This window comes from Donghicola eburneus (assembly GCF_900115865.1).
Lineage (GTDB): Bacteria > Pseudomonadota > Alphaproteobacteria > Rhodobacterales > Rhodobacteraceae > Donghicola > Donghicola eburneus.
This window is the reverse complement of sequence record NZ_FOXY01000008.1, coordinates 166103-189219: the sequence shown is the minus strand read 5'-3', so window position 1 is coordinate 189219 and position 23117 is coordinate 166103. Positions and strand designations below refer to the sequence as shown.

The window sequence follows — 23117 nt, the reverse complement described above, 5'->3', positions numbered from 1 at the left end:
ACACACACTCAAGTATCCGTGCCCTTCCCCCGAAACAAGTGACACTTTTAAGGTTCGCATACCTCAATAGTGCTAGTGCCTATTGCTTCATCGTCTAGCGAATCACGATCCACCTGCGAGAAGAAGCCGTAGCTCTCGCCCAGCTCATTGGCGAGCTGGTTCGTCTCTGTGATCATTTCAGTCAGCCATTCGTGCAGGCCAAAATCGATGATGGAGTGCGCGTCCGCCGAGCGGAGCTTATCGCGCGAGGCGCGCGCGATGTCGGAGGCCTTGCGCTGTGCTTTGGTGTGCACCCCGATATTGTCGATGTTGTCGCAAATCGCCTCGTAGGAATAACGCAACGAGCGCGGCGATTGGCTATTCACGACCAGCAGATCAACCACGCGCGGGGCGCTGACCTGTTCACGATAGACATGGCGGAACGCACGCAAAGCATTCGCAGCCCGCAAAATCTGCTGCCACTGAAGCAAGTCCAAGCCGGCCCCAACCTCGTCCGCTTGGGGGAGCAGCACGTGATATTTCACATCCAGCAGTCGCGCTGTCGCATCGGCGCGCTCGATATGTTTGCCCAGTTCGATGAACCACTGGCGCTCGTCCCGCAGAAGCGTGGAATTGATCGCGCCGCGGAAAGTAAAGCTTGCGGCAAGCACGCTCTCCACAAAGTCCGCATAGCGACGCTCGTCGGTATCGGCCATCGTCTTGGTCCGGAATTCGGCCCATGTAGTGTTTATCGCAGTCCAGACTTCGGACGTTATCGCACCACGCATGGCTCGGGCGTTTTCCCGCGCGGCGTGGAAACAGGATTGAATGCTCGACGCGTTGTCCTTGTCGAACGCCAAATGGAAGGTCGCGCTGTCGCGGTCGGCATCCTCCAACGTCTCGCCAAAGGTTTCACGACATCCCGCCGCGATGATAATCGACGGCCATTCCGTATTTCCGGCAGCCTCCGCGCCGGGCAGACCTTCGATCCGGCGGCCAGCGTCCAGCAAACGGGCGTTGTTTTCGGCGCGCTCGACGTAGCGCGACATCCAGTACAGTCCTTGTGCGGTACGGCTCAGCATTACAAACGATCCCCTCGCAAAACCCACGTATCCTTAACGCCGCCACCTTGGCTGGAGTTCACCACAAGCGAGCCCTCACGCAGGGCCACACGGGTCAGACCACCCGGAATAAGTTCCGTTTTGCCCTTACCCGAGATCACAAACGGGCGCAGGTCCACATGGCGCGGAGCGAGTCCTTCTTCGCTGAGTGACGGGACCGTCGACAGCGCCAAGGTGGGCTGCGCGATGTAGTTACCGGGGTTCGCCTTGATCAGGCCTTCGAACTTCTCGATCTCGGCCTTGGTCGATTTCGGGCCAATCAGCATGCCGTAACCACCCGAACCGTGGACTTCTTTCACCACCAGTTCAGACAGATTATCCAGCACGTATTTGCACTCGGATTCGTCCGCACACTGCCACGTCTCTACGTTCGGCAAGATCGGCTCTTCGCCAAGGAAGAAGCGGATCATTTCCGGCACATAGACATAAGTTGCCTTGTCGTCCGCTACGCCCGCGCCAGGGGCATTGACGATGGTCACACCGCCAGCCGCATAGGCCCGCATCAGACCTGGCACACCCAGCATACTGTCGGGATTAAAGGCTTCGGGATCCAAGAATGCATCATCGATCCGGCGATACAGAACGTGGATTCGCTCTGGCCCGCGGATCGTCCGCATAAAGAGCATGTCGTTCTCAACGAACAAATCCTGCCCTTCGACTAGTTCGATGCCCATAATATCAGCGAGGAAGCTATGCTCGAAATAGGCCGAGTTATAGTGGCCAGGCGTCAGAATCGCTAATGTGGGTCGGCCGTCGCAGTCGTCGGGGGCGACGGACTGCATCGCGGCGGCCAACATATCGCCATAATGATCGACCGGACGAACCTGCCCGCTACGGAACATCGACGGCATGATGCGCTGCATCACTTCGCGGTTCTGCAACACATATGAGATGCCAGATGGCGTGCGGCAGTTGTCCTCGAGTACGTTGAACTCGTCAGGGCCGGTACGCACCAAATCGACGCCAATGATGTGCGAGAAGATGTCACCGACCGGCTGAATGCCCTGCATAATCGGCTCGTAGGCGGGGTTACCTTCGACCAGACGCGCGGGTATCTTACCGGCTTTGATAAACTCGCGCTTACCGTAAACATCGGTCAAAAAGGCGTTCAACGCGCGAGCGCGTTGGATCGAACCGCGTTCAATCACATCCCACTCGCTCGAGGAAAACACGCGGGGCATCAAATCAAACGGGATCAGTCGCTCGGGGTCTCCCCCCTCTCCGTACACCGCAAAAGTAATACCATTTCTTCGAAACAGACCTTCCGCCTCGTTCTGGCGAAGTCGCAGATCCTCAGCGGTTGTCGCCTTGGCCCATTCGGCCACATCGGCATACGCTGGCTTAATTCCTGCGCGGTCTTTCATTTCATCGTAATACGCGACCACATAACCCCCCAATAACTCTAGCTATCCATGGTTGAGTGGTGCAGGTTTAAACCAAGACTTCAAGCGTATCGCATACCATTTGCTTACCAAACGTACGGACTGCCTAAAATTATGACAATTACTGTCTCGCTCAAACACCGCACCACTTACTCATATGACAAGCTGGTCGGTCTTGGCGCTCACATCGTCCGCCTGCGCCCCGCACCCCACACGCGGACACCCATCAAAAGTTACGATCTGCAGATTACCCCGTCAGACCATTTCTTGAACTGGCAGCAAGACGCGTTCGCGAACTGGCAGGCCCGTCTGGCCTTTCCGGAGAAGGCCAAGGAGCTGAGCGTGACCGTCACGCTGGTCGCCGAAATGGTAGCGATCAATCCGTTCGACTTCTTCCTCGACGACTCTGCGATGGAAATGCCGTTCGAGTACGAGCGGGAGCTGCGCGTCGATCTGGCTCCCTATCTGGCGCAGGTGGATCAGGCGAACGACACCGCCGAGCACCGCGAAGCGTTTGAAAAGGTGATGAAGGACGCGCCCCAGCCCGAGGGCGTGACCATCGACTGGCTGGTCGCATTGAACAGCTATCTTCAGCAGTCCATCGCCTATACCGTTCGCATGGAACCCGGCGTCCAGAAACCGGGCGAAACGGTCAGCAAAGCGCTCGGCTCTTGCCGCGACAGCGCATGGCTCATGGTCGCGATGCTGCGCCGTTTCGGCTATGCGGCGCGCTTTGTATCCGGCTACCTGATCCAGCTGGCCGCAGACCTGAAGGCAGTCGATGGCCCTTCTGGGCCAGAAGAAGATTTCACCGACCTGCACGCGTGGTGCGAAGTCTACCTGCCCGGCGCGGGCTGGGTTGGGCTTGACCCGACATCCGGTCTGTTCGCAGGCGAAGGCCACATCCCGCTGGCCTGTACGCCCTCGCCCTCGTCCGCCGCGCCCATCACCGGCGCGCACGAACCGGCAGAGGTGGCGTTCGACTTTGAAATGTCGGTCACCCGCATCGCGGAGCCGCCGCGTATCACCCGTCCGCTCACCCCGTCGCAATGGTCCGAAATCGACCGCGCAGGCAAGATCGTAGACAAGAAGCTACAAGAAAATGACGTGCGTCTGACTATGGGCGGCGAGCCGACCTTTGTGTCAGAAATGAACCGTGACGCCGACGAATGGACCATCGGCGCGGTTGGGCCGACCAAACGCGATTACGCCGACAGACTGATCCGCAAACTCCGCGACCGTTTTGCGCCCGGCGGTGTCATTCAGCACGGCCAAGGCAAGTGGTATCCCGGCGAGCCCCTGCCCCGCTGGGCCTTTGCGCTGATCTGGCGCGGCGATGGCAATCCTGTGTGGTCCGACATCAGTCGCATCGCCGAGGAGAAGCAGACCAATGCCGACCATAAGTCGGCCGAAAACTTTATGAACCACCTGACTCAAGCGCTCGATGTCGAGACCGAGGCAGCCATGCCTGCCTACGAGGATCCGCTCGAGTTCATGGAAATGGAGCACAAGCTACCTGCCGACCTGTCGCCCGCTGACAACCGGCTAGAAAATCCAGTGGACCGTCAGCGATTGGCCCGCGTCTTTGACAAAGGCTTCAAAAACCCTGTTGCCTATGTCCTACCCCTGCAGCTCGCGCAGGCCGAGGACAAGCGCCCCAAGCGCCGTTTCCGCTGGCAAGCCACCCGCTGGACCACGCGACGTGGCCAGATTTTCCTGATCCCCGGCGACAGCCCCGCGGGCTTCCGTCTGCCTCTGACTGCATTGAACGCCTATCCGGCGGCAGATCCCGAAATGTATCGCGATCCGATGACCCAGCCCCGCAAGCTGGAGCCGGAAACCGAGAAAGACGTCGATAAAAAAGCCGAAGAAACCCTGCGTCAGATGCGCATCCGGTCCCAGCAGGATTGGGTCGGCTCTGGTTCGCTGGTTTCCTCGCCCGGCAACTACGCGCGCACCGCGCTGTCGGTCGAACCACGTGATGGAAAGCTGACGGTCTTCTTGCCGCCGACCCCCTCGGGAGAGGCCTATATCGATCTGATCGAGGCGATCGAGGAAGCCTCGGCAGCCAGCGGTGAACCCATTCGCATCGAAGGCTACGAGCCGCCCCACGATCCGCGCCTGAACGTCATCAAAGTAACCCCCGACCCCGGCGTGATTGAGGTCAACATTCACCCTGCCCAAAGCTGGGACCAACTGAGCGAGATTACCGAAGTCCTGTACGAAGAAGCACGTCAGTGCGGGCTGGATTCAACCACTTTCCAGATTGACGGCCGGCCCGTTGGCTCGGGTGGCGGCAACCACATCGTGGTCGGTGGCAACACCCCCGCGGACAGTCCATTCTTGCGCCGCCCTGATGTTCTAGGGTCGATCATCCGCTATTGGCAGAACCACCCGTCGCTGTCCTACCTGTTCTCTGGCCTCTTCATTGGCCCGACCTCGCAGGCCCCACGCCTAGACGAGGCGCGGCACGATGCGCTCTATGAAATGGAGATTGCGCTCAAGGAACTGGACCGTCTGGGCCAAAATCCGCCCCTGTGGCTGGTGGACCGGATCTTCCGCAACCTGCTGGTAGATAGCACCGGCAACACCCACCGCGCCGAGATTTGCATCGACAAACTCTACTCGCCTGACGGTCCCACCGGCCGCTTGGGTCTGGTCGAGTTCCGCGGGTTTGAAATGCCGCCCCATTGGCAGATGAGCATGGCCCAAGCCCTGATCATCCGCGGCCTGATCGCGTGGTTCTGGGAAGAGCCGTATCGCGGCTCGCTCAAACCTATGGGCACCCATCTGCATGACAGCTACCTGTTGCCGACCCCGCTATGGGACGACTTCAAAACTGTCCTGAATGACCTGTCTAATGCCCACGGCGTACCTTTCGACATTGAATGGTATCAGGCGCAGCTAAACTTCCGCTTCCCCGTCGCAGGGCAGTCCAAGGTTGGCGACACGACCATGACCATCCGCAACGCCATCGAACCTTGGCTCGTCCTTGGCGAAGAAGGCGTGCCCGGCGGCACCGCGCGGTATGTCGACAGCTCGGTCGAGCGAGTCGAGGTCCAGCTGCAAAACTTTGACGCCAGCCGCTATCAGCTGCTGTGCAACGGGGTCGTGGTGCCGGTGACCAAGATGTCCGATGGCTCTCATGTGGCTGGTATCCGGTTCCGGTCGTGGCAACCTTGGAAAGCGCTTCACCCGACGATTCCGGCCCACGGCCCGCTGCGTCTGGTGATTTACGATCCTTACAACGGTGTCTCTATTGGTGGCGCGACCTATCACACGTTCCACCCTGGCGGACGCTCGCACGACAATCGTCCGATCAACGCACTCGAGGCCGAAGGCCGTCGTATGGCGCGTTTCTTCCCAGGGGCGGACTTGGCGCCAGGCCAAACGCCATCGTTCCTCGGCACGCATCCAGACTTCCCCATGACCCTAGACATGCGTCGCACATAATTTGTGCAATTACGCTCATGAAATAATCACACCGCCAAGCAACCCGTTGTTTGGCGGTGTTTTCACGCAAAGATGAGTGTCGCTTTGCCTAACAGACAGGCAGGACTCGCAGGACTGTCTGACAAAGTGCGAGTGCCATGCCTCCCGAAGCGAGCCCCCTCTCCATCGTGCTGGTCGAGCCGGACAAGAACCGTGCCCTCCAGATTATCGACAGCCTGAAGGCTGCTGGGAACTACGACATCCGCGTCATCACCGAGAGTACGGGACTGGCCCGCGCCGTCGCGTCCTTTAATCCTGACGTGGTGCTGGTCGATTTGGCCAACCCCTCGCGCGATATTATCGAAGAACTGTCGATCGCCTCGACCCCGCTGGAACGGCCGGTCGCGATGTTCGTCGACCAATCCGACGACGCCATGACCAAGGCCGCGATCGAAGCTGGCGTCTCCGCCTATGTGGTGGATGGACTACGCGCGGATCGGGTCAAACCCATCCTTGATGCCGCGATCACCCGCTTTCACATGTTCAGCCGTGTCCGCAAGGAATTGGAGACGACCAAGCGCGCCCTCGAAGAGCGCAAAGTGATCGACCGCGCCAAGGGCTTGCTGATGAAAGCCCGCGGGATCGACGAGGATGCTGCCTATAGCTTGCTCAGGAAAACAGCGATGGACCAGAACAAACGGGTTGTTGATGTGGCCTCCGCCCTTGTCACAGCAGCGGGGCTTCTTGGATGAAGAAAGTTGAGCTGACCGTCGGATACATCCCTCTACTGGACTCTGCACCGCTACTGATGGCGCAGGAGATGGGGTTCGCCGCCCAAGAGGGACTGGACCTTAGCTTTGAGAAGGCGCCCTCTTGGTCCAGTTTGCGGGATATGCTGGCATTTGGCCGCGTCGATGCGGCCCACATGCTAGCGCCTGTCCCCGTGGCGCTTTCGCTGGGTTTGGGTGGCGCGCTGCCGCCCCTACATGCAGCGATGACCACTTCGGTGAACGGCAACGTCATTGGTGTCAGCATTTCGTTGGCGGAAAAGATGCGAAGCAACGGCGCTACGCTCGATTTTCGCGATGCAACCAGCATTGGCCACGCGATGATGACATCCAAAGGCGCGCGCCTGCGGATCGGTGTGCCCTTCCCCTTCTCGATGCACGCAGAGCTGCTGTACTACTGGCTGAGCGCGCTAGGATATGCGGCTCCGCAAGGACTGGAAATCCGCACGGTTCCACCGCCACTAATGGCGAATGCTGTGGCGAGCGGGGAAATCGATGCCTTCTGCGTGGGCGAGCCGTGGGGTTCGATCGCAGTGGAACGTGGGTATGGCGAATTGATCCTGCCCACCTCTGCGATCTGGAATTTTGCACCCGAAAAGATCCTTGCCATGCGCAAGGACTGGATCGCTGACCGTTCCGAATTGGCGCAGCGCCTGATCCGAGCCGTCTGGCGTGCTGGCCGCTGGCTCTCGGACCCTGACAGCCACACGACCGCGACGGAAATCCTGAGCCGCAAGGATGTGCTGAACGTTTCACGTGAAGTCATCGACCGCACTTTGTCCGGTCAGCTGATTGTAAACCAGCGCGGTGAGGAGCGACACGTGCCGAATTTTATCGAGTTCCACAAAGGTGCGGCGACCTTCCCTTGGAAATCCCAAGCCGCGTGGATCGCGCGGCGCATGGCGACCCGTCTCGGCTTTGAACCATCAGGCGCAATGAGCACGGCACGGGACGTCTTCAGAACCGACCTTTATCGCAAAGCACTCGCTGAAACGACGGCCGCCCTGCCCGGCGCATCCGAGAAAGTCGAAGGCGCAATCGACCAACCGGAACCCGCCGCTAGCGCCAAAGGATCGCTGATTCTGGAGCGCGACCGTTTCTTTGATGGCGCTGTTTTCGACCCTTACGCTGAAGGATGCTCATGAATTGTGCAAGTGCGGCATTTCCGAATGCTAAACTGCGGCGAAACGGAACATTTTTAAATTTGCGACTTCCAGACTCATAAATCGCGCCGCAATATGGATGCAGATGCAGCAAAGACGCTACGTCTGATACAGAATTCTCCCACTGATCGGGAAAATCTTTGAGCAAAGCCGCTCGACCCGTCGCGATCCTCCCTCGCGATGCGTGTCAGCGGCTTTTTGCGTTTTGCCGGAACGAACGGCACCTACCAACAGAGGAAGTAAAGAATGAAGAAATTCGTGATGGCCCTCGCTGCGAGCACCGCCCTGACCGGCGCGGCCTACGCACAGAGCATGGACCTCGAGAAAGACGAACTGACCTTCGGCTTTATCAAGCTGACCGACATGGCGCCCCTCGCGGTAGCATACGAACAGGGCTACTTCCTTGACGAAGGTCTGTTCGTCACCTTGGAAGCACAGGCAAACTGGAAAGTTCTGCTGGACGGCGTGATCGACGGCAAACTGGACGGCGCGCACATGCTGGCTGGTCAGCCTCTGGCGGCAACCATCGGTTTCGGCACCGAAGCCCACATCATCACCCCCTTCTCGATGGACCTGAACGGCAACGGCATCACCGTTTCCAACGAAATCTGGGAAGAGATGAAGCCCAACATCCCCGTTGGCGACGACGGCAAGCCCGTACACCCCATCAGCGCGTCGGCTCTGAAGCCCGTTGTCGAGAAGTACAAGTCCGAAGGCAAGCCCTTCAACATGGGCATGGTTTTCCCCGTTTCGACCCACAACTACGAACTGCGCTACTGGCTGGCTGCAGGTGGTCTGGAGCCCGGCTACTACAGCACCGACAACATCTCGGGTCAGATCGCAGCAGACGTTCTACTGTCCGTAACCCCTCCGCCCCAGATGCCCGCGACTCTCGAGGCCGGCACCATCTACGGTTATTGCGTAGGTGAGCCTTGGAACCAGCAGGCCGTGTTCAAAGGCATCGGCGTTCCGGTCATCACCGACTACGAACTCTGGAAGAACAACCCCGAGAAGGTTTTCGGCATCACGAACGAGTTTGCCGAAGAGTACCCCAACACCACCAAAGCGGTTGTGAAGGCCCTGATCCGCGCGGCCATGTGGCTGGACGAGAACGACAACGCCAACCGTCCCGAAGCGGTGGAAATCCTGTCGCGTCCTGAATACGTTGGCGCGGACTACGACGTGATCGCGAACTCGATGACCGGCACCTTCGAATACGAAAAAGGCGACAAGCGCGAAGTCCCCGACTTCAACGTATTCTTCCGTTACAACGCGACCTACCCCTACTACTCGGACGCGGTCTGGTACCTGACCCAGATGCGCCGCTGGGGCCAGATCTCCGAGGCCAAGTCTGACAGCTGGTACGACGAAGTCGCAAAGTCGGTCTACAAGCCTGAAATCTACCTCGAAGCGGCGCGCGCTCTGGTCGACGAAGGTCTGGCAAACGAAGCTGACTTCCCCTGGGACAGCGACGGCTACAAAGCCGAGACCCCTGCCGAAGACATCATCGACGGCATTCCTTACAACGGCAAAACACCCAACGCTTACCTCGACAGCCTGCCGATCGGCCTGAAGGGCGACCAGACTGTCGTTGGCACCGAAATCCAAGGCTAACTCCTGAAACTTCAGGGGGCGTCCTTCGCCCCCTGCTTTTCTCCCTGTCCCCTCATTCCGTACCTCTTCCGCAGCCGCAGGAGCCCCGCATATGACCATCGCCGATCCTGAGTTTGCAGCCGCACAGGCCCGCGAGGCCCGCCGCGCCAAACTCTTTACCCGCATCAATTCCGCCGACAAATGGCTGACCGTTCTGGGTCTAGGCTGGGTCACACCGATCCTGCGCGCCGCCGCTGGCGATAACCCTCAGGCCCAAGCCAAAGAAATCTGGCGCCTGCTGGGGACCCCCGTTCTGGCCATTCTGGCCTTCCTCGTGCTCTGGGGCACGCTTGCGCCGCAGGTTCAGACCTCGCTTGGTGCCGTCCCCGGCCCCGCTGCTGTGTGGGAAGAAGCAGTTAACCTGCACGAAGACGCCGAAGCCAAAGCCGCCAAGAAAGCACAATTCGAAGAGCGCCTAGACGCCCGCAACGAAAAACTGATCGCCGCCGGTCAGGCCGACAAGGTCAAGAACATCGAATACACCGGCGCGCCCAGCTACTACCAGCAGATTTGGACCTCGATCAAAACCGTGTTCTTCGGTTTCTTGCTGGCGACTGTCGTTGCTGTACCGCTCGGGATCATGGCTGGCCTGTCGCCCTATGCGAACGCCGCGCTGAACCCGATCATCCAGATCTTCAAGCCCGTCTCACCGCTGGCATGGCTGCCTATCGTAACCATGGTCGTGTCCGCCACCTACACCACCTCAGACGGTTGGTTCGACAAAGCGTTCCTGACCTCGGCGATCACCGTGACCCTGTGTTCGCTGTGGCCGACCCTGATCAACACCGCACTTGGCGTGGCCTCGATCGACAAAGACCTGATCAACGTGTCCAAAGTTCTGAAAATGAACACCTACACCAAGATCACCAAGCTGGTTCTGCCCTCGGCTCTGCCCCTGATCTTCACCGGTCTGCGGCTGTCGCTGGGTGTGGGCTGGATGGTTCTGATCGCGGCCGAAATGCTGGCCCAGAACCCCGGTCTCGGCAAATTCGTCTGGGATGAGTTCCAGAACGGCTCGTCCAGCTCGCTCGCTCGTATCATGGTTGCAGTGTTCACCATCGGCATCATCGGCTTCGCCCTTGACCGTCTGATGTACGCGATCCAGGCCGCCTTCACCTTCTCGAACAACCGGTGATCGATATGGCTGTCATCGAATTTAAGAATGTCTCCAAAAGCTTCGGCACGGGTGAGCATACCACCCACGTCCTGAAGAACATCAACCTGAATGTCGAAGAGGGCGAGTTCCTCGTTCTCCTCGGCTTCTCGGGCACCGGCAAGACCACCTTGATCAACCTGATGGCGGGCATCGAAAAGCCCACCACTGGCGGCGTCACCTACCGCGGCAAGGAAATTACTGGCCCCGGCCCCGAGCGCGGCGTGATCTTTCAGAACTACTCGCTAATGCCTTGGCTCACCGTGCACGGAAACGTCATGCTGGCGATGGACACCGTCTTCCCCAAGATGCCCAAGGCAGAAAAAGAAGAGAAGGTTGCTCATTACATCCAGATGGTCGGCCTGAGCCACGCCACCACTCGCCGCCCGGCCGAACTGTCTGGCGGTATGCGGCAGCGTGTGAACGTCGCCCGCGCTCTGGCGATGAACCCTGATGTTCTGCTGTTGGACGAGCCTCTGTCCGCTCTGGACGCTCTGACCCGCGCCAACTTGGGCGACGAGATCGAGGCGATCTGGAACACTGATAAGAAGACCTGTGTCCTGATCACAAACGACGTGGACGAGGCCATCCTGTTGGCCGACCGCATCATCCCGCTGAACCCCGATGGCACCTTGGGCGAAGAAGTGCGCGTCACCATCCCCCGTCCCCGTGACCGGATGGCGATGAACCACGACGAAACCTTCAAGCAACTGCGCATGCAGGTGACCAACTACCTGATGGACGTCGGCATCGAAGCCAAAGTCGAAGGCACCCGCCAACTGCCCAACGTCACCCCGATCCATGGCGTTCCGACAGTAGTCAAGGATGCCCAAGAGGGCCTGATCGAAGAGCGTTTCCTCGACTTCAGCCAGCTGCATAAAATCTACCCCACACCCAAGGGCCCGCTCACTGTGGTCGAGGATTTCGACCTCAAGGTAAACCGCGGCGAGTTCATCAGCCTCATCGGTCACTCGGGCTGTGGTAAATCCACCGTTCTGACCATGGCCGCAGGTCTGAACGACATCTCCAAAGGCGCGATCAAACTCGACGGCCGCCATGTCGAAGGCGCCGACCCCGAGCGCGCGGTTGTGTTCCAGTCGCCCAACCTGTTCCCTTGGCTGACCGCCAAAGAGAACGTGGCAATCGGTGTGGACAAGGTTTACCCCCGCGCGTCTCAGGCAGAGCGTCAGGACGTGGTCGAGTACTACCTCGAGCGTGTTGGTCTGGCTGATGCGATGGACAAAGAAGCCAGCTCCATGTCGAACGGCATGAAGCAGCGTGTGGGTATTGCCCGCGCCTTCGCCCTGTCGCCCAAGCTGCTTCTGCTCGACGAACCCTTTGGCATGCTGGACTCGCTGACCCGCTGGGAACTCCAAGAAGTGCTCATGGAAGTCTGGTCGCGCACCAAGGTGACCGCGATCTGTGTGACCCACGATGTCGACGAAGCGATCCTGCTGGCTGACCGCGTGGTCATGATGACCAACGGCCCGCAGGCGACTATCGGCAAAATCGTGGATGTCGACCTGCCGCGCCCCCGCACTCGCAAAGCTCTGCTCGAACATCCGGACTACTACACATACCGACAGGAAGTTCTCGACTTCCTTGAGGAGTACGAACACGGCGCCAAACCAAAACCCAAAGCGCCAAAGGCGATCGCCGCGGAGTAAGAATGACCCCCTTTGCCATCAGTCTTGTTGAAGAAACCTTTGCCAAAATCGAGCCCCAGTCAGAGGCTTTTGCCCGGCACTTCTACGATGATCTGTTCGCATCGGCACCCGAAGTCAGACCCTATTTCGAGGGGGTCGATACCGAACAGCAGGGCAAGAAGCTGATGGCCGCCCTGTCTGCCTTGGTAAAGGGGCTCAACGACCTAGAGACGACCATTCCAATGGTGGAAGAACTGGCGAAACGGCACGTGGCCTACGGGGTGCAACCCGATGACTACGACAAGGTCGGCGCATCGCTAATGCGCACCCTCGCCCGCGCTCTGGAAGAGGATTTCCACCAAGAGGCCGAAATGGCTTGGGACGAAACATACAGCACCATGGCCACGGTGATGAAGATGGCCGCCTACGACGAAGACACCAGCAGTCGCAGCTTCAGATCAACGCGGCACGCAGGACAGAAACCCTTTTGGAAGTTTTGGTGATGACACAGAAACTCGTTGTGATCGGTGCAGGTATGGCCTCTGGCCGTGCACTAGAGCACCTCTTCGAGGCCGGTGCGGACTGGGATGTGACCCTGTTCAACGCCGAGCCCCGCGGCAATTATAACCGCCTCATGCTCAGCCCTGTTTTGTCGGGCGAAAAGACCTACCAAGAAATCGTCACCCATGACGAAGCCTGGTACCTGCAGCACGGCGTCGACACCCATTTCGGCACACGCGTCACCGAAATCGACCGCGCCGCCAAGATCGTGCGCGCGGACGACGGCAGCGAAGTGAGCTACGACAAGTTGGTTTTCGCGACTGGCTCTAATCCGTTCATCATCCCGATGCCCGGTCACGATCTGGAAGGCGTCATCGCCTACCGCGATCTCGAAGACACCGAGCGCATGATGAACATGCCCGCAGAGTCCAAAGTCGTCGTGATCGGCGGCGGCCTGTTGGGCCTCGAGGCTGCTGCAGGCATGGCCGCGCGCGGCATCGACGTGACCGTGGTGCACATCATGGGCCATCTCATGGAACGCCAGTTGGACGAGCCTGCGGGCTACTTGCTGCGCCGCGCGCTCATGGACAAGGGCATCACCGTCAAATGTCAGGCGAACTCCAAGGAGATTCTCGGAGAGGATGGCAAGGTCCGCGCACTACTCTTGGACGATGGCACCGAACTGCCCTGTGATCTGCTGGTCATGGCGGTCGGTATCCGCCCCAACACCAAGCTGGCTGCCGAGGCAGGTCTGGCGGTCGGTCGCGGCATCCACGTGGATGACCAGATGATCACCTCTGACCCCGACGTTCTGGCGCTTGGCGAATGTGTCGAACACAACGGCGCGGTCTTTGGTCTGGTGGCACCGCTTTATGACCAAGCCAAGGTCGTCGCCAAAACTCTGATGGGCGAAGAGGCGGCCTTCCAGCCCCGCGAAATTTCGACCAAGCTGAAAGTCACAGGCTGTGATCTGTTCAGCGCCGGCGACTTTGCCGAGGGCACCGACCGCGAGGACATCGTGTTCCGCGACCCTGCCCGCGGCGTCTACAAGCGCGTTGTGATCAAGGACGACAAGATCATCGGCGCCGTGATGTATGGCGACACTGCCGACGGCAACTGGTTCTACGGCATGATGAAAGACGGCACAGATATCTCGGATATGCGGGAGACGTTGATCTTTGGTCCGGCCTACCAAGGGGGTGCCTCTGTGGACCCTATGGCGGCCGTTGCAGCCTTACCGGCTGACGCAGAAATCTGCGGCTGCAACGGCATTTGTAAAGGTCAGATCGTTGACGCAATCAATGCGGGGGCCCAAGACTTGGCGGGCATCCGCGCCACGACCAAGGCCAGCGCGTCCTGCGGGACCTGCACAGGATTGGTCGAACAGGTTCTGGCGGTCACGTTGGGCGATGATTTCGTCATGCCCGCGTCGCAGTCCGTATGTGGCTGTACCGACCTGTCCCACGAGGATGTCCGCCGCCTGATCAAATCGCAGGAACTGCAATCCCAACAAGCCGTCTGGCAGGAACTAGGGTGGAAAACCGTGAACGGCTGCCACGTCTGCCGCCCGGCGATCAACTACTACCTGCTGGCCGACTGGCCGGTGGAGTATCAGGACGACCCGCAGTCGCGTTTTGTGAACGAACGCAACCACGCGAACATCCAGAAAGACGGCACCTATTCGGTTGTGCCGCGCATGTGGGGCGGGATCACCACCCCTGACGAGCTGCGCGCCATCGCCGACGCCGCCGAGAAGTACAACGCCAAGACCGTCAAGGTTACCGGCGGCCAGCGCATCGACCTGCTTGGCATCAAGAAAGAAGACCTGCCCGGCATTTGGTACGACCTCAATCAGGCGGGCATGGTCTCTGGTCATGCATACTCCAAAGGTCTGCGCACAGTGAAAACCTGTGTCGGCTCGGACCATTGCCGCTTTGGCACGCAGGATTCGACCGGTCTGGGGATCAAGCTGGAGAAAGCGCTCTGGGGCTCTTGGACCCCACACAAGGTCAAGTTGGGTGTCTCTGGCTGCCCCCGCAACTGCGCCGAGGCGACCTGCAAGGACGTTGGTATCATCTGCGTCGACTCGGGCTACGAGGTCAGCGTCGCTGGCGCCGCAGGCATGGACGTGAAGGAAACCGAACTCCTTGCCAAGGTCCCGACCGAAGAAGAAGCGCTGGAGCTGACCTGCGCCTTTGTCCAGATCTACCGCGAGAACGCGAAATATCTAGACCGCGCCTACAAATGGGTCGCCAAAGTCGGCCTCGATTGGGTCAAGGAACAAGTTGTTGACGATCTAGCCAACCGCAAGGCGCTGGCTGAACGGTTCGAACTGTCCCAATCCATCTACCGCAAGGATCCGTGGGCGGATCTGGCAGAGCCCCATAAGGCCGAGCGTTTCGCCCCCATCGCAGATTTCACCCTGGAGGCTGCAGAATGAGCTGGACCGATATCGCCGCACTGGAAGACATCCCCGTGCGCGGCGCACGGATTGTGAAAACCCACGCGGGCTGTATCGCGGTGTTCCGCACGGATGGCGACGAGGTCTTTGCGACCTCGGACCGCTGCCCCCACAAGGGCGGCCCCCTGTCCGAGGGCATCGTCCACGGCAAGTCCGTGACCTGCCCCCTGCACAACTGGGTGTTCAGTCTGGAAACAGGTGAGGCGCAGGGCGCTGACGAAGGTCAGATCGCCACCTACCCCACCCGTGTCGAAAATGGCCGCGTCCTCATGGACCTGAGCGAAATCAACAAGGTAGCAGCATAATGGATGGTGCAGATCTTCCCCACTCCGTTCCCCGCCGTTCCGGCCCGATGGCAGCTGGCGCGACGGTCTGCACCACCTGCCCCTATTGCGGCGTTGGCTGCGGCGTTCTTGCGACGCCTGACACTGCTGGTGGCCTGACTGTCAAGGGTGACCCCAACCACCCTGCGAACCTTGGCCGCCTGTGCTCCAAGGGCTCTGCACTTGGCGAGACCGTCGATCTGGACGGTCGTCTGCTGCAGCCCAAACTGCATGGCAAGGATGTCGGCTGGAACGATGCCTTGGATCTGGTCGCGCGTAAATTTCAGGACGCGATTGACCGCTATGGCCCCGACTCTGTCGCTTTCTACGTCTCGGGTCAGCTCCTGACCGAAGATTACTACGTGGCCAACAAGCTGATGAAAGGTTTCATCGGCTCGGCCAACATCGACACCAACTCGCGCCTGTGCATGGCATCCACCGTTGCGGGCCACAAGCGCGCCTTCGGCACCGACACCGTCCCCGGCGTCTACGAGGATCTGGAACAGTGCGACCTGTTGGTTCTGGTCGGCTCGAACCTCGCGTGGTGCCACCCTGTGCTATACCAGCGCGTCGCTGCGGCTAAGGCCGAAAACCCGAATATGCGCGTGATCACCGTTGACCCGCGCCGTACCGCGACCTCTGACCTCAGCGATTTGCATCTGGCGTTGCAGCCTGGCACCGACGTGGCCCTATTCAACTACTTGCTTGCTGAGATCGCAGAGCGCGGCGCCGTGGATCAAGCCTTTGTGGACCAAAACGTCGAAGGCTTTGACGATGCGCTTCAATCTGCGATGGCGAACAACCCCGCGATCACGGGCCTGTCCGCTGCGGACCTCAAGGCCTTTGCCGACATGTGGATCGGGACCGAGAGAGTCGTCACTGTTTTCAGCCAAGGCGTAAACCAGTCTTCCTCGGGCAGTGACAAGGTGAACGCGATCCTGAACTGCCACCTTGCCACCGGCCGCATCGGCCGCGAAGGCATGGGCCCGTTCAGCGTCACCGGTCAGCCCAACGCAATGGGAGGTCGCGAAGTTGGCGGTCTGGCCAACATGCTGGCCTGCCACCTGGACATCGAAAACGCCGAGCATCGTCATGTGGTCCAGAACTTCTGGAACGCGCCGCGGATGCCGGAAAAGGCGGGCCTCAAGGCCGTGGACATGTTCCGCGCCATGTCCGACGGCAAGATCAAGGCGCTCTGGGTCATGTGCACCAACCCCGCCGTTTCCCTGCCCGAAGCCGACGCCGTGGCGAATGCCATCCGCGACTGTGACTTCGTGGTGGTCAGTGATCTGACCGATCAGACCGACACCGCAAAGCTGGCTGATCTGGTCCTGCCCGCCACCGGCTGGGGGGAAAAGGACGGCACGGTCACGAACTCTGACCGCACCATCAGCCGCCAGCGCGCTGTTCTGCCTGCGCCCGGTCTGGCGCGTCACGATTGGGCGATCATCGCCGACGTAGGCCGCCGTATGGGCTACACCGAAGCGTTCGACTACGAAACTGGCGCCGAGATTTTTCGCGAATACGCAGCGCTGTCGGGGCTGGCCGCAGATATGGGCCGCGACTTCGACATCTCTGGTCTTCGCGACATCAGCGACGCCGAATACAACGGGATGAAGCCCCAGCGCTGGCCCGTGACCTCGAACGGTCCGACGGGACGGATGTTCGGCGACGGCAAGTTCTTTACCCCATCGGGCAAGGGCCGGATGCTGCCGCTGACCCACCGTGCGCCGCAGTCCCAGCCGACCGCCGAATTGCCCTTCCGCCTGAACACCGGACGGGTGCGCGACCAGTGGCATACGATGACCCGCACAGGGAAATCGGCGCGCCTGACGCAGCATATTGCCGAACCGTTTGCCGAGCTGCACCCCATGGATGCTCAACGTCTTGGCGTTTCGGATGCAGACCTGATCCAGCTGTCGAACCCGAATGGCGAGGCGATCCTGCGCGTTCTGATCACCGACCGTGCACAGCCCGGATCGATCTTTGCCCCCATTCACTGGACCGGCCAGAACGCGCCCACGGGCCGCATCGACCGCTTGGTCACGGCCCATGTTGACCCTGTTTCCGGCCAACCCGAGAGCAAAGCCAGCGTCACCGCAGCCGAGCGTTTCGACGCCACGTGGTACGGTTTCGCGGCCAGCTCAAACGAGTTCACGCCAAATGCCAGCTACTGGGCCTTGGGCCGCAGCAACTCTGGCTACCGCGCGGAACTCGCTGGCCTGCAAATCAAGGACGACTGGGAAGACTATGCCCGCGAGCTTTTTGGCATGCCCAACGCCGAAGCCGTGGTGTTCGACGATCCGACCAAAGGCATCGCCCGCGTCGCATTGATGGAAGAAGGCCGCGTTCAGGCCGTTCTGTTCGTCGCGCCGGAACCTGTCGCCCTGTCTCGCACCCATGTGATTTCGGAATTGGGCAAGGCTGGTCCAGAGTTATTGGCGGGGCGGCCCGGGGCCGACCAACCCGATCCGGGGGCCACGGTCTGCGCCTGCTTGAATGTGGGCATCAACACGATCCTCAACGCAATCACCGAGCAGGGCTTGACCTCGGTCGCTCAAATCGGTGAGGCACTCGGAGCGGGAACAAGCTGTGGCTCTTGTCGGCCAGAGCTGGCACAATTGTTGGCCAAACGTCCCGTTCCGGAGGCTGCTGAATGAACCAACTTGCTCCTTTCGTCCGCATCTTGGGCCGTGGCCCGGGACGCAGTCGCAATCTGACCGCCGAAGAAGCGCAGGAGGCCATGGGCATCATCCTGCGCGGCGAATGCGCCCCCGAGGCGGTAGGCGGATTGCTGATGCTGATGCGGTACAGGGGAGAAGAGCCTCAGGAGATCGAGGGGTTCGTTCGTGCGTTTCGCGCCACGCTGCCGAAATGGCAGGGGGCCCATCCTGCGCTAGACTGGCCGACCTATGCTGCGGGCCGCAGCCGCGGGTTGCCGTGGTTCCTGCTATCTGCGCGGATCGTCGCGATGGCGGGCCATTCGGTGCTGCTGCACGGTTGGAACAGCTATCAGGTCGAGGGGGCCGACGTCCGCTCGGCGCTGCCGTTTGTGGGTATCCCCATGGCGGCGGATTACGCGGATGCGAACCGCCTGCTGGCCGATGGTCAGATCGCCTATCTACCGCTGGAAAACTTTGCACCTCAGGCGCTGGCGCTGCTGAAACTGCGCGATGTTCTGGGCCTGCGGTCCTGCATCAACACCACCTGCCGCGTGATGAACCCCGCGACGGCTGATGCGCAAGTACAGGGCGTGTTTCACCCGCCCTATCTGACCCTCCAAGCCGAAGCCTCTGCCCTGCTTGGTCAATCGCAACTGTCTGTCCTGAAGGGCGGCGGCGGCGAATTCGAACGCAATCCGGCGAAACCGATCGCTCTGCACGGGTTGCGTGACGGTCAACTGTGGAACAGCACCGCGAAACCAATTCTGGACGTCCATCAGCGCCTGTCAGAAACCGACACCCCGCACGAGGCCGAGTACCTGACCAAATTCTGGGAAGGCACCCATGCCGATCCCTACGCCGAGGCGATCGTGTTGGGCACTGCCGCTGTTGCATTGGAAACAGTCGGTGCCGCTGCCGACGGCGAAGGTCTTGCACTGGCACAAGACCTGTGGGCAAAACGCGCGGCAACTGTAACGGCCTGACTTTTACGATCACTGGAGTGACGCCATGAAATCCTTTCCCATGTTCCTGACGATGGCAGGGCGCCGCGTGGTGATTGTGGGCGGAGACGAGCAAGCCGCCCAGAAATCTCGGCTGATCCTGAAAACCGAGGCCGAGATCGTTCTCGCCGCGCCAGAACTAGAGCCGGAACTGGCCGCGCTGGTGGCCGACGGCCGTGCCAGCCACTACGATGGCCCCATCACGCCGGATCTGTTCCGCGGCGCTGCTCTGGTCTTTATCGGCTCGGGCTGTCCGGGCATCGACGCCAGCATCCACGCCATCGCCAAAGAGGCGGGCGTCGTGGTGAACGTGGTTGACCAACCGCACCTGTGCGACGCGACCACGCCATCGCTGGTGGACCGCAATCCGGTCGTCGTCGCCATAGGGACCGAAGGCACGGCCCCCGTCCTTGGTCGTCAGATCAAAACCCAGATTGAGACCATGCTTGACCCGCGCCTTGGCGGCTTCGCCGCGCTGGCGGGTCGTCTGCGTGATGCAGTCGCGTTTCGTGTCCCCAAAGAGGCGCGCCGCGAGTTCTGGCGTCGGACCTTCAGTGGGCCTGCTTGGGACAAACACCGCCAAGGGGCCGAACGCGAAGCGGCCCAAATGCTGAAGGCCGAAATCGAGGCTGGCGGCATTCCTGAACCGACCGTGGGGAGCATTGCGCTCGTTGGTGCTGGTCCGGGAGCGCGAGATCTGCTGACGATGCGTGCCGTCGCGCGTTTGCAAGAAGCCGACATCATTTACTATGACCGTCTGGTTGACCCCGAAGTTCTAGAACTGGCCCGCCGAGATTCCGAACGCGTTTTTGTCGGCAAAGAGGTTGGCGCGCACAGCTGGCCGCAGGACAAAATCAACCAAGTCATCGTCGCCAGCGCCAAGCAGGGCAAAAAAGTGGTTCGTCTGAAATCCGGCGATCCTTCGCTTTTTGGACGCAGTACCGAAGAAATGGCTGCAGCTGAAACCGCCGGTATCGAAGTAGAGATCGTGCCCGGCGTGACCTCGGCCAGCGCCGCGGCGGCGTCGATCAATCGCGCTCTGACCGAACGTGGGCAAACCGACCATGTCGTTTTCTCCACCGGCACCTGCCGTCCCGGCGCGCCGAACCCTGATTGGGGGCGCATGCTGAACGAGGGAGCGACCCTCGCGCTCTACATGGCAGTCGCCCGCGCAGACGAGATCGCAGAAACCTTGGTACGGAACGGGGCCCCAGTCGATTGCACGGTCGAGATTGTGACACGCGCCAGCCACTCTGACGAAAAAATCTGGAAAACCACCTTGGGGGATCTGGCCCGCACTGTGGCCGAAGATGGCGTCGAGAACCCAGCGATCATCATGGTCCGGCGCCCGAAACTCACCGCGCCTGCATTCAAACGTGCCGAGGGCTGATCAGCCCTTCATCAGCGCGTTGCGATCCACGAGGAAGCGTTCGGACAGCGGTAGACTTGCCGCGCCTAGGGCGCGTGCATCGCTGCCAATGGTGCCGCATCGCACGGTGGGCAACTCGATCCCCGCTGTGTTGAGCATGCTGGCTTTTTGGATCGTGCGTTTGACCAGTTCCTCGCGAACTGCCGCGGGCATCCAGCCGTCGATCATCGCGCACCCAAAGTCGATCAGAGAAGAGGCCGACGCGATCGCGTAGGCCAGACCTTGGCTCGCCTCTTCTATCCATGTTTCCACAAGCGCGCGTGGGACATGCCAGTCGTTCGGGTTGGCCCAGATCACATCTGCAGATAACCCATTGCTGGTCATAGCGTTCTCGAGGCAGGATAACGAAGCCACATCAACCAACTGGGTCAAATTCGTCTTGGTGAACGAAATCGGGATCGACCCGACCGCGCCAGCATTACCGGATTTGCCCGTGTAGACCGTGTTGTCCAGAACAAGACCGCCGCCGACGAAGAACCCGATAAAGAAGTAGACGAAGTCATTTGACCTGTCCTCGGCATCCCCAAAGACGACCTCGGCGCTACAGGCCGCAGACGCGTCATTCTGCAGGAAAACGGGGAAATCACAGCGCGCCTCGATCTCCTCTCGGATATCACGGGTGCGCCAGTCGTCCATGGCATCATCCTCGAGACCCAGCGACTTGGCCCAATCCCACAAACGGAATGGCACTGCGATTCCCATACCTGCCACTCGACCACGCTCTTCGTCCGTGAGCTGGCTAAGCAGCTGGGTGATCCCATGATTGGCAAACATGACAACGCCGTCTGGTGTCGGAAAATGGTGGGTTAACTGAACGCGATTGAGAATCGTGCCCAGAAAATCTGTCAGCACCAAATCTAGACTGCGCCGACCAACCTTCAGCCCCAAAAAGAAGGCGCCGTCCTGACGCAATTTGATCGGGACCGAAGGTTGCCCTACCTTACCCCGTATCGGCTCGCCCTTGGTGACCAGACCGTCTGCTTCGAGGGATCGCATGATCACCGAAACAGTCTGAGCCGACAGACCGGTCTGACGTGCGATTTCAGCTTTGGCCATGGGTCCGTACTGACGAATGAGCGTGAGAACCAACCGTTCGTTGTGCGCGCGCACACCCGTTTGATTAGACCCGCGAACGTGGCCTACCGCCTTATTTACAGTAGCGTCGAGTGTGGAACTGGCCATTCTTTCTCCCTCAGGCGCTCTGAGTATTGCGCCTGCTCAATTCCCACAAGCTTCAAAATCTGAACCGTTCTGTCAATATTAAATCAACTTGATTTATTTATTGACGAACGCGAGTGAATCGGTTTTCTTTGCGCCAAGGGTGGCAGCAATGCCGATCCGACGACCGAGAGGACGGTCGAAGTTTACTTGGGAGGAAGACTTATGAAGACCACCATCAAAACCGCTCTGCTGGCAGGCGCAGCAGTCGCCGCATCGATCGCAGCGGCCCCCGCGATGGCAGCGGGCCACGAAGTTGGCGCATGCCTGATCACCAAAACCGACACCAACCCCTTCTTCGTGAAAATGAAGGAAGGCGCGGTTGCTGGTGCCGAAGCCAACGGCATTAACTTGCAGACATTCGCAGGCAAGATCGATGGCGACGTGGAAAGCCAAGTCTCTGCTGTTGAGACATGCATCGCATCGGGTGCCAAGGGCATCCTGATCACCCCGACCGACAGCCGCGCTCTGGCACCTGTTGTGACCCAAGCGCGTGAGAACGGCCTGCTGGTGATCGCTCTCGACACCCCGTTCGAGCCCGCAGACACCGCAGACGCGACCTTTGCCACCGACAACTTCAAAGCTGGCGAGATGATCGGTCAGTGGGCCAAGGCCAAGATGGGTGACGACGCAGCGAACGCGAAGATCGCGATGCTCGACCTGAACCCCTCGGAAATCTCGGTCGACTATCTGCGCAACCAGGGCTTCCTGCAGGGCTTTGGCGTCGACATCAAAAACCCCACCGACATCGGTGACGAAGACGATCCGCGTATCGTTGGCAACGACGTAACCAACGGTAACGAAGAAGGCGGCCGTACCGCGATGGAGAACCTTCTTCAGAAGGATCCCGAGGTGAACGTTGTTTACACCATCAACGAACCCGCTGCAGCTGGTGCCTATGAAGCGCTGAAGTCCATGGGCCGTGAGAACGACGTTCTGATCGTATCGGTCGACGGCGGCTGCCCCGGTGTTCAGAACGTCGCTGATGGCGTGATCGGCGCGACCTCGATGCAGTTCCCGCTGCTGATGGCGTCCAAAGGCATCGAAGCGATCAAGCACTTCGCTGAAACTGGTGAGAAGCCCCAGAACTCCGACGGTCTGGACTTCTACAACACCGGCGTCGAGCTGATCACCGACGAGCCTGTAGACGGTATCGAAAGCCTGTCCTCGGAAGAGGGTCTGGGCAAGTGCTGGGGCTAATCGA

The 23117-nt window shown here is 60.1% G+C and carries 16 protein-coding genes; 13 read left to right on the top strand and 3 right to left on the bottom strand.

All coding sequences use genetic code 11. The features are described 5' to 3' along the window. Nucleotides 1-47: 47 nt before the first annotated feature. Nucleotides 48-1061, bottom strand: coding sequence for an alpha-E domain-containing protein (locus BM225_RS15130; protein WP_072709908.1), 1014 nt, complete (start codon nt 1059-1061; stop codon nt 48-50). Further along, nucleotides 1061-2464, bottom strand: a complete 1404-nt coding sequence (locus tag BM225_RS15125) for a circularly permuted type 2 ATP-grasp protein (protein ID WP_072709906.1) — start codon at nt 2462-2464, stop codon at nt 1061-1063. Before BM225_RS15125 ends, BM225_RS15130 begins: the two co-directional genes overlap by 1 nt. A gap of 132 nt (nt 2465-2596) precedes the next feature. Between BM225_RS15125 and BM225_RS15120 the strand changes: the two genes are divergently transcribed. From BM225_RS15120 to cysG, 12 genes are all read left to right on the top strand, one after another. Next, on the top strand, nt 2597-5935 hold the full coding sequence (locus BM225_RS15120) for a transglutaminase family protein (RefSeq protein WP_072709904.1): 3339 nt from the start codon (nt 2597-2599) through the stop codon (nt 5933-5935). A 137-nt stretch (nt 5936-6072) separates the two neighbouring features. Further along, nucleotides 6073-6666, top strand: coding sequence for an ANTAR domain-containing response regulator (locus BM225_RS15115; RefSeq protein ID WP_072709902.1), 594 nt, complete (start codon nt 6073-6075; stop codon nt 6664-6666). Further along, nucleotides 6663-7847: an ABC transporter substrate-binding protein gene (locus tag BM225_RS15110; protein ID WP_072709900.1), complete on the top strand. Its 1185-nt coding sequence runs from the start codon at nt 6663-6665 to the stop codon at nt 7845-7847. The genes BM225_RS15115 and BM225_RS15110 overlap by 4 nt, the downstream gene beginning before the upstream one ends. 264 nt (nt 7848-8111) lie before the next feature. Continuing rightward, nucleotides 8112-9479: a CmpA/NrtA family ABC transporter substrate-binding protein gene (locus BM225_RS15105; protein ID WP_072709899.1), complete on the top strand. Its 1368-nt coding sequence runs from the start codon at nt 8112-8114 to the stop codon at nt 9477-9479. A 91-nt stretch (nt 9480-9570) separates the two neighbouring features. After that, nucleotides 9571-10653 (top strand): ABC transporter permease, encoded by a 1083-nt coding sequence (locus tag BM225_RS15100; protein ID WP_072709897.1) that lies wholly within the window; start codon nt 9571-9573, stop codon nt 10651-10653. Between the two features lie 5 nt (nt 10654-10658). Beyond that, entirely contained in the window at nt 10659-12338 is a 1680-nt protein-coding gene (locus tag BM225_RS15095) for an ABC transporter ATP-binding protein (RefSeq protein ID WP_072709896.1), read from the top strand. A gap of 2 nt (nt 12339-12340) precedes the next feature. Next, nucleotides 12341-12820 (top strand): globin domain-containing protein, encoded by a 480-nt coding sequence (locus BM225_RS15090; protein WP_072709894.1) that lies wholly within the window; start codon nt 12341-12343, stop codon nt 12818-12820. Continuing rightward, nucleotides 12820-15258, top strand: a complete 2439-nt coding sequence (gene nirB, locus BM225_RS15085; protein ID WP_072709892.1) for a nitrite reductase large subunit NirB — start codon at nt 12820-12822, stop codon at nt 15256-15258. Before BM225_RS15090 ends, nirB begins: the two co-directional genes overlap by 1 nt. Next, a complete protein-coding gene (nirD, locus tag BM225_RS15080; RefSeq protein WP_072709890.1) occupies nt 15255-15584 on the top strand; it encodes a nitrite reductase small subunit NirD in 330 nt (109 codons plus the stop codon). The genes nirB and nirD overlap by 4 nt, the downstream gene beginning before the upstream one ends. Then, entirely contained in the window at nt 15584-18262 is a 2679-nt protein-coding gene (locus tag BM225_RS15075) for a nitrate reductase (protein WP_083595784.1), read from the top strand. Before nirD ends, BM225_RS15075 begins: the two co-directional genes overlap by 1 nt. After that, a complete protein-coding gene (locus tag BM225_RS15070; RefSeq protein ID WP_072709889.1) occupies nt 18259-19248 on the top strand; it encodes a glycosyl transferase family protein in 990 nt (329 codons plus the stop codon). The genes BM225_RS15075 and BM225_RS15070 overlap by 4 nt, the downstream gene beginning before the upstream one ends. Before the next feature lie 25 nt (nt 19249-19273). Then, nucleotides 19274-20656: a siroheme synthase CysG gene (gene cysG / locus BM225_RS15065; RefSeq protein ID WP_072709887.1), complete on the top strand. Its 1383-nt coding sequence runs from the start codon at nt 19274-19276 to the stop codon at nt 20654-20656. Here the strand turns inward: cysG and BM225_RS15060 are convergent, their stop codons facing one another. Further along, nucleotides 20657-21877, bottom strand: a complete 1221-nt coding sequence (locus BM225_RS15060; RefSeq protein WP_072709885.1) for an ROK family transcriptional regulator — start codon at nt 21875-21877, stop codon at nt 20657-20659. Nucleotides 21878-22078: 201 nt separating this feature from the next. Between BM225_RS15060 and BM225_RS15055 the strand changes: the two genes are divergently transcribed. Then, nucleotides 22079-23113, top strand: coding sequence for a sugar ABC transporter substrate-binding protein (locus BM225_RS15055; RefSeq protein ID WP_072709883.1), 1035 nt, complete (start codon nt 22079-22081; stop codon nt 23111-23113). Nucleotides 23114-23117 lie beyond the last annotated feature (4 nt).

Coding starts and splice junctions, on each gene's coding strand:
- BM225_RS15130 (WP_072709908.1), bottom strand. CDS start 1,061: ATGCTGAGCCGTACCGCACAAGGACTGTACTGGATGTCGCGCTACGTC.
- BM225_RS15125 (WP_072709906.1), bottom strand. CDS start 2,464: ATGAAAGACCGCGCAGGAATTAAGCCAGCGTATGCCGATGTGGCCGAA.
- BM225_RS15120 (WP_072709904.1), top strand. CDS start 2,597: ATGACAATTACTGTCTCGCTCAAACACCGCACCACTTACTCATATGAC.
- BM225_RS15115 (WP_072709902.1), top strand. CDS start 6,073: ATGCCTCCCGAAGCGAGCCCCCTCTCCATCGTGCTGGTCGAGCCGGAC.
- BM225_RS15110 (WP_072709900.1), top strand. CDS start 6,663: ATGAAGAAAGTTGAGCTGACCGTCGGATACATCCCTCTACTGGACTCT.
- BM225_RS15105 (WP_072709899.1), top strand. CDS start 8,112: ATGAAGAAATTCGTGATGGCCCTCGCTGCGAGCACCGCCCTGACCGGC.
- BM225_RS15100 (WP_072709897.1), top strand. CDS start 9,571: ATGACCATCGCCGATCCTGAGTTTGCAGCCGCACAGGCCCGCGAGGCC.
- BM225_RS15095 (WP_072709896.1), top strand. CDS start 10,659: ATGGCTGTCATCGAATTTAAGAATGTCTCCAAAAGCTTCGGCACGGGT.
- BM225_RS15090 (WP_072709894.1), top strand. CDS start 12,341: ATGACCCCCTTTGCCATCAGTCTTGTTGAAGAAACCTTTGCCAAAATC.
- nirB (WP_072709892.1), top strand. CDS start 12,820: ATGACACAGAAACTCGTTGTGATCGGTGCAGGTATGGCCTCTGGCCGT.
- nirD (WP_072709890.1), top strand. CDS start 15,255: ATGAGCTGGACCGATATCGCCGCACTGGAAGACATCCCCGTGCGCGGC.
- BM225_RS15075 (WP_083595784.1), top strand. CDS start 15,584: ATGGATGGTGCAGATCTTCCCCACTCCGTTCCCCGCCGTTCCGGCCCG.
- BM225_RS15070 (WP_072709889.1), top strand. CDS start 18,259: ATGAACCAACTTGCTCCTTTCGTCCGCATCTTGGGCCGTGGCCCGGGA.
- cysG (WP_072709887.1), top strand. CDS start 19,274: ATGAAATCCTTTCCCATGTTCCTGACGATGGCAGGGCGCCGCGTGGTG.
- BM225_RS15060 (WP_072709885.1), bottom strand. CDS start 21,877: ATGGCCAGTTCCACACTCGACGCTACTGTAAATAAGGCGGTAGGCCAC.
- BM225_RS15055 (WP_072709883.1), top strand. CDS start 22,079: ATGAAGACCACCATCAAAACCGCTCTGCTGGCAGGCGCAGCAGTCGCC.